This window comes from Paenibacillus sp. N3.4, assembly GCF_008017805.1.
Taxonomy (GTDB): domain Bacteria; phylum Bacillota; class Bacilli; order Paenibacillales; family NBRC-103111; genus Paenibacillus_E.
This window is the reverse complement of record NZ_VRTT01000030.1, coordinates 42,858-55,670: the sequence shown is the minus strand read 5'-3', so window position 1 is coordinate 55,670 and position 12,813 is coordinate 42,858. Positions and strand designations below refer to the sequence as shown.

Below are 12,813 nucleotides of genomic sequence, written 5' to 3'. Positions count from 1 at the left end.
AGTATTTGCTCTAATTATGTCAATTCTTAGTGTAGCAAATGAGTGTGAACTTGACTACAACGATTTGGTATTATCTGTTACTTTGGATTCTTGATCCACATAAATTATTTCATGTGGCGGGTGGGCGGACGGAAACTCCTGTTGTAACGCTGTTTTTCCTTGCTACAGGGGGAGAAAAGCCGGCCAACGACACTGTAAGCACGAAAAACATGCTTATAGAGATGGAAAAGTGGTGGGCGGGGGGAAACTCCAGATGTAACGCTGTTTTTCCTTGTTACAGAGGGAAAAAAGTCAGCCAATATCACTGTAAGCATGGAAAACATGCTTATAGATATCAATCAGGTGAGAATTTGTATGGTTCCGTCGATTCAGCCGCGCGCATTTTCAAACATAAAGTTGAACCCCTACTTCCGACAAAGCTTTTAATTTCTCAAATAATGGAATAAATGGATAGTTAGATCCGCTGACTGTGACGCAAATGCATCAATTTAATTTTATTTACGAATGGAAATATGAAATTTCCTATTTACTGTTTGGCTTTAAAGCGTTACACTCGTAATTGTTAGCTATCACTAAGTTGGGGAAGAACATTGATGAATGGAAGCGTACCTTCTTGCTTGATACATACATAATAGTTCATTGATCATTTGAAACAGTCCTACACGTGAAGCTTGAAAATCAGCAAATAAAGGTAAACTACCTTTTTGCATCTTAATTATTTTTGTGGGACAATTAAAAGGTTCGGACATTAATTGACGAGGTGACCACCATGAAACCGAAACAAACGATTGTGCATTTACCCGTTTATCAACCAGGCAAACCTATTGAAGAAGTAAAACGTGAGCTCGGCTTGACCGAAGTCACGAAGCTGGCTTCCAACGAAAACCCTTTTGGCGCCTCCCCTAAAGCGAAGGCGGCTATTGAGGCAGAGCTTTCCAACCTGAGTTTGTATCCCGATGGCGGTGCGGTTCAATTAACAGCTGCTGTTGCTGAATTCCTAGGTGTAGCAACCAATCAACTTATTTTCGGTGCGGGTTCAGATGAAGTCATTTTGATGCTGGCCAGAGCTTTTCTTGTGCAAGGTGATGAAACTGTCATGGCTACACATACATTCCCGCAGTACAAGCATAACTGTGAGATTGAAGGCGCAATATCCATCGAGGTTCCTTTGAAAGATGGGACTCATGATTTAGATGCTATGCTGGCAGCCATTACAGATCGAACCAAGATCCTATGGATTTGTAATCCGAACAATCCGACCGGCACCATGAATACAGATGCAGAAATTAAAGCTTTCTTAGCTAAGGTGCCTGCGCATGTGCTTGTTGTTTTGGATGAAGCTTACTGCGAATACAATACGACTGGTGAATTTCCTGACAGCATTGAGCTGATTGGACAATACCGTAATGTGATTGCTTTGCGTACTTTTTCCAAAATTTATGGCTTGGCTTCTTTACGAATCGGCTATGGAATCGGACACCCGGATGTTATCCGTTCGATTAATCAAGTACGAGAACCGTTTAATACGACCAGATTTGCTCAAGCCGCGGCTCTTGCTGCGATAAAAGACCAGGATTTTATTAACAGCTGTCGAGAAGCAAACACAGCGGGTCTACATTACTTAACAGAACAGTTTGATCTGCTAGGGTTGGAGGCTTTCCCAGCACATGGAAACTTTGTTATGGTCAATGTCAAACGTCCTGCCGGAGAAGTATTCAATGGCTTATTGCGCAAAGGTATTATTGTTCGTGGAGGACATCAGCTTGGTTTTCCGACATCCATTCGTGTCACTATTGGTTCACGCGAACAAAATGAAAAATTCATTGCGGCATTAACGATCATTCTTAATGAAGTTGCCGTACAAGCCTAATATAAATGTATAAAGGTTGATTTCATGACGAAAATTGCGATATTTGGCGTTGGACTGATCGGTGGATCACTCGCGCTATGCTATAAAGGAAAACCGGAATTTACCGTTGTTGGCCACTCACCCAATCCAAGATCTGTTGAGAAACTGCTCAAAAGGAATGTTGTTGATGTGGCTACAACGTCTATGGAAGAAGCAGTAGAAGGAGCGGATTATATTTTTCTGTGTGTACCGGTAGGTATGCTGGAGGACTATGTCAAGCAATTGGTAAAGCTTCCTTTGAAAAAAGGATGCATTATTACAGATGTTGGAAGCACGAAAGCTTCCGTGACCGAAAGTGCTGCTGCGTTAGTTAGGGAAGGCATTTACTTTATTGGCGGCCACCCTATGGCTGGCTCTGAACGACATGGGGTAGAAGCTGCTTCCGTTTATCTTTTCGAGAATGCGTTTTATGTATTGACACCTGCAAAAGGTACACCTCAAGATGAAGTAGATCGACTTGCGAATCTTTTGAAGTTGACGAAAGCACAGATTGTACAGGTGGATGCTCGTGAACACGATGATATTGTAGGAGCGATTAGTCATTTACCGCATATTATTGCTGTAGCACTGGTGAATCAAGTTAGAGAATACAACTCAACGAATCCCTTGTATCAAAATTTGGCTGCTGGTGGTTTCAGGGATATTACACGTATTGCCTCAAGTGAGCCTACGATTTGGCGAGACATTCTTCTCAATAACCGTGAGGTGCTGCTGAAGCTTTTGACCGATTGGAATCTTGGAATCTCTCGCTTTATTGCTTTGCTGGAAAACAGTGACGGTGAAGGGATCGCCGAACAGTTTCGCATGGCTGGTGAATTTCGCAGTCATCTGCCTGAACGAAGAAAAGGCATGATTACATCCTTATTCGATATTTATGTCGATATTCCTGATCATCCTGGGATTATTGGCCAAATCACAACATTACTAGGTAATGCTAGAATTAATCTGAGCAATATCCAAATCATTGAGAGCCGTGAAGACGTACCGGGTATTCTCCGTCTGTCCTTTCGTAATCAAGATGATGCAGATCGAGCAACAGGGCTGCTTGGGCAAGATTATGCTGTTCACGTCTAAATGTCATGGACATATAAAAAGCTGAATGAACCCCTTTTGATGATGGATCAAAAGCGGAGTGCATTCAGCTTTTTTGAATCTATTTTAAAAGAATACTCAAACAAATGACGGTATGCTATAATGACATCTGCTGTAGTATATTTATTACTCCAAGGGTGAGGCGAACGTGATGATGATTCGTACAATGTGGAAGTACTTATTGCTTTTTTTACTCGTATTTATTAATTTTTTTCCTTCTCTTGTGAGCGCCAAAGATGTCATTTATTCCAAAGAAGTTACTGTGCTCGTGTACCACCACATTGATGATCACCTGCAAGGCGGAGTAACCATCACAACCGAACTTTTTAAGACCCAGTTGGAAGCATTGAACCGTAATGGATTCCGTTTCATCACCATGGATCAATTTAAAAATTTCATGACCAAGGGTGCGGATATCCCTGATAATGCTGTTTTGATTACGTTTGACGATGGTTACAGAAGTTTTTACACGAATGCTTATCCGATTCTGAAAAAAATGCATATTCCCGCGGTTAATTTTGTCATAACCAAAGATCTGGAAAATCCTCAGGGAAGCCAATTGCCTTCCTTATCAAGAGAAGACATTGTGCGTATGAGAAAAGAAAATCCGAATATTGATTTTCAATCTCATTCGGATCAGATGCATGTACAGAAAGATGGCAAGCCCATGTTGAACAACAAATTTATGATTAATGGAAGCATGGAGACGGATGATCAACTTAAATTAAGAGTTATCTCCGACACAAAGAAAAGTATGGCAAAGCTGATTGAACTAAATGGGGCTAAGTCCGTCGATGCCTATGCGTACCCCTTTGGAAGCTATGATGATCAAACGATAGATTTTCTGCATGAGGCAGGCATTAAATACGGATTTACAACAAAGACAGGTATCGCTTCTTTAAAATCAGATCCTATGCAAATTCCTCGAATAAATGCAGGGAGTCCATATGTTCAAGCCCAATCTATCAACAATTTGATCAAACAAGCGAAACGTCATCAATTGCAATCATTGAAATAAAAAATACAAGTAAACGTTTTCAAAATAAGTGTTGACAGAATGAAACCGTATACATATAATAAAAGTACAGTATGGTTTCTCTCCACTCCTATCCGATAATCGCACCATAAGTGCAACCGCCGATTCGGCGGTTTTTTTTTGTGTTTTAGTACCATATTTTTGAGTTTATATTATATAATGGGAAAGAAGAATCGTTGTCTATAACTTACATTTAACCTAACGGCACAAATGAGTTCACTAACTTTTTGTCGAATGGAGCAGGATTTTCGTGATTTATCAAGAAACTTTATAGGTAAGTAATTATGAGAATAACAATTCATTAATTTTTTACAAATTATCGCAACTTTTCACTCCACCTAAAGTACAACATGTATGAACAGTTGGAGTGGTACCCGGAATCGCGAGGAGGGTCGCCACGTAATGACCGATTCCCAGTTGATTAGAGAAATCAAGGATGGAAATGTTCAGCTTTATAATGAGCTTATGCGTCGTTATGAGCGTAAAATCCTTGCCTTTATTTTCCATATGCTGAAGAGTACGCAATTGGAGGCTATTGCTGAAGATTTGTGTAATGAAACATTTTATAAAGCGTACCGCAGCTTGCATTCATTCCGTGAAGTCGAGGCCTCATTTTCCACATGGTTATATACCATAGCCAGGAATACAGTTCTCAGTGAACTGCGCAAAAATAAAAGCGTTCAAGTATCTTTGGAACAAAGCGGATTAACCCCACACGCATCCTTTGACGCTATGCCTGAACAAGCCATGCTCCGCAACGAAAAAGTATCGATGGTACGTGAAGCTATAAATAGTTTACCGGAGAAACAACGATCGGCTTTAATACTTAGAGAGTACGACCAAATGGATTATCAGGAAATCGCGAACATACTAGGTCAGACGGTAAGCTCCGTGAAATCTTTATTATTCAGAGCCAGGGCATCGGTTAAGTTGCAGTTGGATCCTTATTTCAGTGAACCGATATTTGAAGAATCGAAGGGATGAAAAAGCTATGAAGTGTAGTGACATCCAGGAATTATTTGGGGTATATTGGGATTTGCCGAATGATGACCTGAGACGTGCCGCAGTGGATAAGCATATTGAGACTTGTCCAGCCTGTGCCGAGGAATTTCTAATATGGGAAGAAAGTACGCTTCTCATACGTACGGCCGCAATGGACAAGGAACTGCCTGATTACGAGCCGATGGTTTCCGCGAAGGTGATGAATCGGATTTATGAGAATGAATCATGGCGAATTCCTGTACCAGAGCGTATGTACGCGATTTCCTACACGTTCAGAAGGAATCTCACTGCCGTTATTGCCTTTTGTTTAGCATTGTTTGTGTTTAGTTTTTTATTTGCCATTGTCTATGAGGGCACACCGCAATCCGCCGTTGCTTTAGCAGACAATTCCTTGTTCGATTTGGAAGCTCCACAAGCTCTGAAAGCTACGGGTACAGAATCTATGAATGGGCATAAAATGGGGGATGCGGTCGCAAGTTTGAATCCCAGTTTTATGGAACCTCTTCGATTCCATGTAGGTCCTATTCATTCTTATCCACACTACTTATTGGTGGTTTCGATTTTAGGTTTAATCGGGACAATAATTATTATGAATTGGTTATCAAGAACGAAAGCTTAATGCTCCTGTAGGAGCATTTTTCATTTATAGTAAGATGGAGGGGCTAGGAATGACCACGATTGGATTCATACGTCATGGAAGCACAGAGTGGAATCGTTTAGGCAAACTGCAAGGCCAACTTGATACAGATTTAACGGAAGAGGGCCGTGAACAAGCTAGATTACTGGGAATGAGATTAGCCAAGGAAGATTGGGCAGGTATCATAAGCAGTGATTTGACAAGAGCGAAAGAGACTGCACAAATTGTTTCCGAACTTTCAGGCATTCCCTTCTTACATACGGATAGAAGGCTTCGTGAGCGTAAATATGGTCTGGTGGAGGGAACTACAGCAGCTGAACGCGAAGAGCGCTGGGGGGCCGACTGGAAGCTTCAGGAACTAGGTCAGGAATCGGATGGCGATCTATGGAAACGTTGGTCAGAATTAGAAGGGGAGTTGATTCAGAACTATCCCACTAGTAAAATTTTGTTAATCTCTCATGGTGGGTTTATCGTTCAGATTCTTAGAGTTTTGAAAATGAATCATGAAGATTTTTTACAAAATACTTCTCTAACAATTCTATTACGACAAGATGAGGCTTGGGAGCTTCAATTGTATAATTGCTTAGCTCACTTGCAATAGACAATCGAATAAGCAATGGAATAGGAAACATGACGCATGCAATGTGTCATGTTTTTTTATTTGTGTTGGAATATTTTCGGGAAAAAATCCCATAATGGTTACTAGAAACTTCGGAGCTGATAGCTTCGCCAATTGGGGGATTGAAGATGGAAATGAACCTAGCGGACATGCTTAGCTATGCAGATATTCATGATTTAGGACGAATCGCACATACGTATAATTGTGAATGCAATGGTCATTCCAAAAATGAACTGATTCAATCGATATTAAACACAGCGCTGCGCCGCGAGATATTCCAAAAGCAGATTGAGAATTTAAATTTGGAAGACATCCGCTTTTTGAACTCGCTGCTCTTCGATCCTCGCAATGCATTCAGTATCGAGGAGCTGACCGCTAGAGTTAGACAAGCCAGATTTCAGCAGGAGGATAAATCCGATTGGAACCCGCGTGAAATGATTATTAAGTTTAAACAGCTGGGATGGTTGTTTAATGGCTATTCGCAGCAAACCAAGTATTTGTTTCATGTTCCCCAGGATTTGAAGAATAGATTTAGCGATGTGTTAACCAGTCAGTTCAAACAAGCTTTGAAACTAACGGATGAACCTAACGTTTACCGAGATGAACAAATGTTAATCGTAGAGGATATTTTCCACTTCTTAACATACATCTCACATCATGATGAGATTCCTTTGACAGCGGATGGTGCCATGTATAAAAGGCAGCTTCAACAAATCATTGACCGTTTGTCTGTGCAAGAAGAGATGGTTCCCAGGGGCGTATGGAGATTTGGGTATGGTCGCATGTTTAAGGAATATCCGAATCGCTTTTCGTTTATTTATGATTATTGTTATTACCATCAGTACATCCGGGAGCAAGCGCAGACGCTTCACTTAACAGAAGAAGGGAAAACAAGATTGCTGGAAAGGAAGAAGGAAAATCTGGCTGATGTGTATCGCTTCTGGCTGCGTCTCTATAAAAACCCTATTCCAAACGTTCAAAGCATTGCTCAATGGATCGAGCGTTTAGGAGGAAACTGGGTAACAGCAGGATCGCTTGGCGGAGTTCTTTGTCAATTGGTGAAGCCATTTTATTACGACACTTCGGAATCGATTGTCGAGCAGCGTATTTTACAAATGATGATGCACTTAGGTCTTATCCGAATCGGGGAGGATCAAGAAGAGGGCTCGGTGATTCAAGTCACAAAGCTTGGCAAGAAGGTCATACAAGGTACATTTGTAGCAGAAGAAGACAAGATTGAGCTATATGCGGAGCAATAAAGCAGATGACGTACCGAAAGTAAGGCAATTAGGTAAAGGCACATTCCTGCTGAAACGGGCGTTTGATGGAAGCTTTCAAGGGCTGAATGAATATGATGAAGTAGGAGCATACACAAGATTTTTAGTTTTACTTATTTCTGCGAAAATGAAGCTCCTGACAAACCGCGGACAACATTTGGAGGTAGGTCTCATGGGAAAAATGAATGTATCTAACGATGCGCTGCTGGCACTTTTCGCGGAAATGGTTTGGGATGACGCCATACGCAAACATAAAGAAGAAAATCTCTATAAAGAGATTGATTGTGCATTAGCAAAAGGGGATCAAGCTACTTTTCTGGCACTCACATCAGAGCTTAGAACCATACAATCTATGGGGTAGTATGTGTTGGTAGATGAAATAAGAATGAATAAAAAGATGTAGGGACGCTGCTCCTACATCTTTTTTTGTTGTCTATTGTCTAAAAAAGAACTAAATTCAGCTGTGATTGCGTCCATTTAATAAAGAATGACTACATACAAGAGGTGTTTTCTATGAACAAACGAATAAAAAAACCGAGATTACGAAAGCCAATTGTCATATCCCTAATGATCTTCGGTCTGCTCGCTGCTTCGGTTTCCGTTTATGCCGCTTTCATTTATAACAAAGTAAATCAAACGATCAATCATATAGCTGCGCAAGATCCTAGTGTTAGGCAGAATCAGAGCGGAGTAAATGTAAATAACATCATCCCAGTCCAGCATGTCACGAAAGCATTGAATAAACCGATTACTTTTCTTTTAGCGGCTGTAGACGAGAGAGAAGGAAGTGACGGGTCTCTGAATACGGATGTCTTAATGCTTGCGAGTGTCAATCCAATTTCGCATCAGGCAACGATTGTTTCCATCCCCAGAGATCTTGAAATCACGTCTGCAAAGTCAGGTTTGGAAACTTCACACAAAGCGAATTATTTCTATGCCTATAATTATAATAAAAACAAACAGACAGCTTTAATGGAAACAAAAAAAATGTTTAGCGACATATATCAAGTGCCTATAGACTATATGGCAATAATCAATTTTGAAGGCTTTCGCCGGTTAGTCGATCAATTTGGAGGAATGATGATCGACGTAGAAATGGATATGCGATATGAGGATGACAGTGATGGTACCCATATTCATTTAAATAGAGGAAGTCAACTGCTGGATGGCAAACAGGTGCTTGACTATGTTCGTTATCGCAAATCGAATTTAGGCACCGCGGAATCTTCTGATATCGAACGCAACCAAAGAGAGCAGCTTGTGCTGAATCAATTACTGGATAAAATGACTTCGCTAAATGGACTTGCTGCTTGGGGGAAAGTACTCGATATTATCGGGGAGACCATTAAAACGGATGTTCCCGCGGATGAACTTCGCACCTATATGAGTTCGTATCGAGATTTGAAACCATCGGCTGTCAACTTTATTCATTTGGACGGTGAGTGGGAGAGCCCATATATTGTGATTAAGGAAAAGGATCTGGATAATGCCATGGAAGCATTGCGAGGACAAACTGGGCTAGTCATTGACAGCCCGGTAAGGACGGATTAAAGTACAAGAAGAGTTCGAATCAGCTTACATAGCAAGATCAGCTTTTGTAAATGATAGGGGAGGTACCATCTTTTGAAATTTAATGAAATACCTGTGCAAGAATGGCCGGATTTGAAACCATATTTAGATACTTGCTTGCTCCCAATAACCGGTTTGACAGGTTTTGAAGACCCCGCGCAGGTAACAAGATCTTTGGAGCAATTGCGTGATGCGCTTGAAACCATCGAGCTTCCCTATAAAGGAAGAGTCGTGACCTATCCGGCGCTGCATTACATAGCGGGAGCGGATATGAGGGAGCAGTTGCAAACCATCTCTCTTCGTCTTAAGCGTTCAGGATTTCGTTATGTGATTGTGCTTTCTATACATACAGAAGCAGCGCAATGGAAAGCGGATGATACAGACTTGATGATTATCCTGGATATGGAGCAATGGACAAGCCAATCTGTCGAGATGAAGTCAAGTATCAGCAAACAAGTGCAGCAATTATGGCAGCAAGTTGATTAACTTTCATACAAAAGCGTATTATTGGAAAAAAAATGCGCAGGATAAGGGGAGTAATGGATCTCTGTGGCTACCAAAAAGTTGTGACAATTTCGTTAAAATTTGTCCGAAGGCCAAGATTTCAATCGCTCAAAAGGAGTTATGGATTCTTGACGACCTAGTAGTCGTAGGCTATTATTAGTAATGTCCTAGTTATGTAGTGTAATGTCGAACGACACGTGATAGAGGTAACTGATGTCTAAGAGGGTTCTGACATCGGCCAATGTAGGAGGGTAGACCTGAGAATGAGTGATCACAACAATCACATTGAAGAGCAGCATGGGAAGAAACCCGGGACCAAACGCGAAATGTCTCGTCGACAATTTCTTTCTTACACCCTTGGTGGCGCTGGGGGATTCATGGGCGCCGGTATTATCATTCCGATGATAAGGTTTGCCGTAGACCCTGTCCTTCAATCTAAGAAAGCATCGGATTGGATTAAAGTTGTCGAAGAAAGTAAAATTACAAATGCTCCACAAGCGTTTACGTTTCAAGTTCATCAAGTAGATGGATGGTACGAAAGTGATGCTGAACTGGTTGCGTGGATTTCCAAAGACAGCGGCGGCAAGATCTTTGCATTGAATCCAACCTGTAAGCATCTCGGATGTACGGTAAACTGGAATGATAATCCAGCTTACAAGGATCAGTACTTCTGTCCATGTCATGGTGCTCACTATACCCAAGATGGGAAGAACCTTGCGGTAGCACCGAAACCATTGGACGAGTACACAACCAAAGTTGAAAATGGTTTCGTTTACGTGGGACAACTGCATGCTAACACAAGAGTATAAGGAGGCGTCACGATCAGATGTTTAAAAACGTATACAACTGGATTGACGAACGTCTTGATATTACGCCAATGTGGAGGGATGTAGCAGACCACGAGGTTCCTGAGCACGTTAACCCTGCTCATCATTTTTCTGCGTTCGTATATTGTTTCGGCGGACTGACGTTTTTCATTACAGTCATTCAAATTTTGTCAGGTATGTTTTTAACGATGTATTACACACCTGATATTATCAACGCTTATGCGAGTGTTGATTACTTACAACATAAAGTAGCTTTCGGTGTAATCGTTAGAGGTATGCACCACTGGGGAGCTAGTTTAGTTATTGTTATGATGTTTTTACATACCCTGCGCGTGTTCTTCACTGGTTCTTATAAAGCGCCACGTGAAATGAACTGGGTGGTAGGCATGCTCATTTTCTTCGTTATGTTAGGGCTTGGTTTTACCGGCTATCTGCTTCCATGGGATAACAAAGCGTACTTTGCTACGCAAGTAGGTATGAAGATTGCAGCGTCCGTACGCTCGCGGGACCGTACATTGAGACATTGCTGCAAGGTGGAGATATTGTTGGCGCACAAACACTGACTCGTTTCTTCGCCATTCATGTATTCTTCCTGCCGGGCGTTCTGCTCGCTTTGCTTGCCGGACATTTCTTTATGATTCGCAAACAAGGTATTTCCGGACCGCTATAATTGAAAGGAGGGTCATTGCGTGGCGCATGGTCATAAGTCTGACGAAAAAATCGTTTACGTAGGAGATTCCCGCGTAGTTAAGAAATCTCAAGAGCAACGACTGATTCCTAGAGATTATTCTGCATATCCGGGAAAATCAGAAGCGTTCATTCCTAACTTCTTGTTGAAAGAATGGATGGTTGGTGTAGTTGTTCTAGTCGGTATGCTAGTACTAGTTATGTCCGATCCAGCTCCGCTAGGTTATCCTGCGGATCCTAAAAACACAGCTTTCATTCCAATGCCGGATTGGTACTTCTTATTCATGTATCAATTGCTGAAATACCCCTATACATCAGGAGATTACGTCGTTCTTGGAGCGGTAGTTGTACCTGGTTTGCTGTTTGGAGGCTTACTTCTTGCTCCATTCTTAGACACAGGTAAAGAGCGTCGTTTCTACAGAAGACCGATTGCATCATCTTTGATGATTTTGTCCTTGGTAGCATGTACGTACTTGACGTATACATCATGGTCACATTACCAAGTTGAATTAAAAGAGAAAAACATCATTCCTGAGCACATCAAGCGTGAGGAAGAATTACACGCGAATAAGGGTGCAGCTGCAGGCGGCGGCGCTTCCAAAGAAACGAAGAAAGCTGCTGCGATTGTGGCTGCGGATGATCCTGGTGCAGAACTGTATAAGAAGGCGACTTGCTTGTCTTGCCACGGTGCTGGACTTAAAGGAATGCCAGCTTCAGGCGTACCTGCTTTGCTAGGTGTTGGTGATAAGCATTCCAAAGAAGAAATTCTGGGTATCATCAAAAATGGTAAAGGCAACATGGGTAAACAATATCAAGCGAACATTGATAAAGGCTTCTCAGATGCTGATATTGATAAGCTTGCGGATTGGTTGTCGAAGCAAAAAGCGCAATAAAAAACAGAACCTGATCGCGGAAGCGATCAGGTTTTTTTAAATCGATAGGCCCAGAGGAGGAGCTTCGTTGCGGCAAGGGTTGTCCTTTTCATTATTTTGGAGCAAGTCTTTTTTATTGAGTAAAACCATGCTATGGTTATTTTTTATTTTTAACTTCTTAGGCACGGTATATGGCTATGAATGGTACTGGGCTCAAATGATCGAAACGATTGCTCAACATCCGATAGGGTATGTGTTATTTGTACCGGATAGTCCGACTGCAAGCTTGTTCTTTACGTTGTCAGTTGGTTATTTGTTAGCGGATCGAGCTTTCGACAAGCCACGAAGTAAAGCGTACAAGGCATTGCGCGGCTTTATTGAAGCGTTTGCACTTATTACTTCATTCAAGTATGGGATATGGGCCGTAACCATGATTTGGGCTGGAGCTTGGTTGGATGTTCCAGTAGGTTGGGATGGCTGGATGTTGACGATTTCTCACTTGGCGATGGCGTTGGAAGTCCTTCTGTTTGTACGTTGGTACACCTATGGTTTGACTGCAATCTGTCTTGTGGCAATCTGGTCATTTTCGAATGATTTCATGGACTATCAAAAAGGAACGTTTCCATGGCTCTCTGAAGTTCTCCATCCATATCTATTCACGATCCAATGGTTCACGATAGGATTAAGTGTTTTAGGCATTTTAATTTCGATTGTATGTCTGCTTTTGCGTGAAAAAAAGAATAATAAGTGACATCGTTCACTGGTCTAAATTGGGACAAACC

The 12,813-nt window shown here is 41.6% G+C and carries 14 protein-coding genes and 1 pseudogene; all 15 read left to right on the top strand.

All coding sequences use genetic code 11. From position 1 onward, the window contains the following. Positions 1 to 50 precede the first annotated feature (50 nt). The 15 genes and pseudogenes from FU659_RS16710 (at position 51) to FU659_RS16640 (ending at position 12,782) form a co-directional block, all read left to right on the top strand. A complete protein-coding gene (locus FU659_RS16710; RefSeq protein ID WP_147948621.1) occupies positions 51 to 446 on the top strand; it encodes a hypothetical protein in 396 nt (131 codons plus the stop codon). A 323-nt stretch (positions 447 to 769) separates the two neighbouring features. Beyond that, positions 770 to 1,870: a histidinol-phosphate transaminase gene (gene hisC, locus FU659_RS16705; RefSeq protein ID WP_147948620.1), complete on the top strand. Its 1,101-nt coding sequence runs from the start codon at positions 770 to 772 to the stop codon at positions 1,868 to 1,870. A 24-nt stretch (positions 1,871 to 1,894) separates the two neighbouring features. After that, positions 1,895 to 2,983, top strand: a complete 1,089-nt coding sequence (locus FU659_RS16700; protein WP_147948619.1) for a prephenate dehydrogenase — start codon at positions 1,895 to 1,897, stop codon at positions 2,981 to 2,983. Positions 2,984 to 3,152: 169 nt separating this feature from the next. Beyond that, on the top strand, positions 3,153 to 4,019 hold the full coding sequence (locus tag FU659_RS16695; RefSeq protein ID WP_147948618.1) for a polysaccharide deacetylase family protein: 867 nt from the start codon (positions 3,153 to 3,155) through the stop codon (positions 4,017 to 4,019). A 420-nt stretch (positions 4,020 to 4,439) separates the two neighbouring features. Continuing rightward, entirely contained in the window at positions 4,440 to 5,021 is a 582-nt protein-coding gene (locus FU659_RS16690) for an RNA polymerase sigma factor (protein ID WP_147948617.1), read from the top strand. A gap of 7 nt (positions 5,022 to 5,028) precedes the next feature. Beyond that, positions 5,029 to 5,658: an anti-sigma factor family protein gene (locus tag FU659_RS16685; protein ID WP_147948616.1), complete on the top strand. Its 630-nt coding sequence runs from the start codon at positions 5,029 to 5,031 to the stop codon at positions 5,656 to 5,658. A 49-nt stretch (positions 5,659 to 5,707) separates the two neighbouring features. Beyond that, positions 5,708 to 6,277 carry a histidine phosphatase family protein gene (locus FU659_RS16680; RefSeq protein WP_147948615.1) on the top strand — a complete coding sequence of 190 codons (570 nt, stop codon included), beginning with the start codon at positions 5,708 to 5,710 and terminating at the stop codon, positions 6,275 to 6,277. Between the two features lie 152 nt (positions 6,278 to 6,429). After that, complete coding sequence (locus FU659_RS16675) at positions 6,430 to 7,554, top strand: hypothetical protein (RefSeq protein ID WP_147948648.1); 1,125 nt, start codon at positions 6,430 to 6,432, stop codon at positions 7,552 to 7,554. Next, a complete protein-coding gene (locus FU659_RS38865; RefSeq protein WP_397355907.1) occupies positions 7,541 to 7,933 on the top strand; it encodes an IDEAL domain-containing protein in 393 nt (130 codons plus the stop codon). Before FU659_RS16675 ends, FU659_RS38865 begins: the two co-directional genes overlap by 14 nt. Positions 7,934 to 8,085: 152 nt before the next feature. Then, positions 8,086 to 9,123, top strand: a complete 1,038-nt coding sequence (locus tag FU659_RS16665) for an LCP family protein (protein WP_147948614.1) — start codon at positions 8,086 to 8,088, stop codon at positions 9,121 to 9,123. Between the two features lie 72 nt (positions 9,124 to 9,195). Further along, on the top strand, positions 9,196 to 9,627 hold the full coding sequence (locus tag FU659_RS16660; RefSeq protein WP_147948613.1) for a DUF2487 family protein: 432 nt from the start codon (positions 9,196 to 9,198) through the stop codon (positions 9,625 to 9,627). A gap of 281 nt (positions 9,628 to 9,908) precedes the next feature. Next, positions 9,909 to 10,454 (top strand): QcrA and Rieske domain-containing protein, encoded by a 546-nt coding sequence (locus tag FU659_RS16655; protein ID WP_147948612.1) that lies wholly within the window; start codon positions 9,909 to 9,911, stop codon positions 10,452 to 10,454. A 17-nt stretch (positions 10,455 to 10,471) separates the two neighbouring features. Further along, positions 10,472 to 11,142 (top strand): annotated as a pseudogene (gene qcrB, locus FU659_RS16650) (menaquinol-cytochrome c reductase cytochrome b subunit). Positions 11,143 to 11,161: 19 nt separating this feature from the next. After that, the gene (locus FU659_RS16645; RefSeq protein WP_147948611.1) at positions 11,162 to 12,052 is read left to right on the top strand and encodes a menaquinol-cytochrome c reductase cytochrome b/c subunit; all 891 of its coding nucleotides are present in this window, start codon (positions 11,162 to 11,164) and stop codon (positions 12,050 to 12,052) included. A 67-nt stretch (positions 12,053 to 12,119) separates the two neighbouring features. Continuing rightward, complete coding sequence (locus FU659_RS16640; protein ID WP_261807869.1) at positions 12,120 to 12,782, top strand: DUF1405 domain-containing protein; 663 nt, start codon at positions 12,120 to 12,122, stop codon at positions 12,780 to 12,782. Positions 12,783 to 12,813: the final 31 nt, after the last annotated feature.

What these genes read in the sequence shown, in the direction of transcription:
- FU659_RS16700 (WP_147948619.1), top strand. Translation starts at nt 1,895, where the DNA reads ATGACGAAAATTGCGATATTTGGCGTTGGACTGATCGGTGGATCACTC.
- FU659_RS16695 (WP_147948618.1), top strand. Translation starts at nt 3,153, where the DNA reads ATGATGATTCGTACAATGTGGAAGTACTTATTGCTTTTTTTACTCGTA.
- FU659_RS16675 (WP_147948648.1), top strand. Translation starts at nt 6,430, where the DNA reads ATGAACCTAGCGGACATGCTTAGCTATGCAGATATTCATGATTTAGGA.
- FU659_RS16665 (WP_147948614.1), top strand. Translation starts at nt 8,086, where the DNA reads ATGAACAAACGAATAAAAAAACCGAGATTACGAAAGCCAATTGTCATA.
- FU659_RS16690 (WP_147948617.1), top strand. Translation starts at nt 4,440, where the DNA reads ATGACCGATTCCCAGTTGATTAGAGAAATCAAGGATGGAAATGTTCAG.
- FU659_RS38865 (WP_397355907.1), top strand. Translation starts at nt 7,541, where the DNA reads ATGCGGAGCAATAAAGCAGATGACGTACCGAAAGTAAGGCAATTAGGT.
- FU659_RS16680 (WP_147948615.1), top strand. Translation starts at nt 5,708, where the DNA reads ATGACCACGATTGGATTCATACGTCATGGAAGCACAGAGTGGAATCGT.
- hisC (WP_147948620.1), top strand. Translation starts at nt 770, where the DNA reads ATGAAACCGAAACAAACGATTGTGCATTTACCCGTTTATCAACCAGGC.
- FU659_RS16685 (WP_147948616.1), top strand. Translation starts at nt 5,029, where the DNA reads ATGAAGTGTAGTGACATCCAGGAATTATTTGGGGTATATTGGGATTTG.
- FU659_RS16655 (WP_147948612.1), top strand. Translation starts at nt 9,909, where the DNA reads ATGAGTGATCACAACAATCACATTGAAGAGCAGCATGGGAAGAAACCC.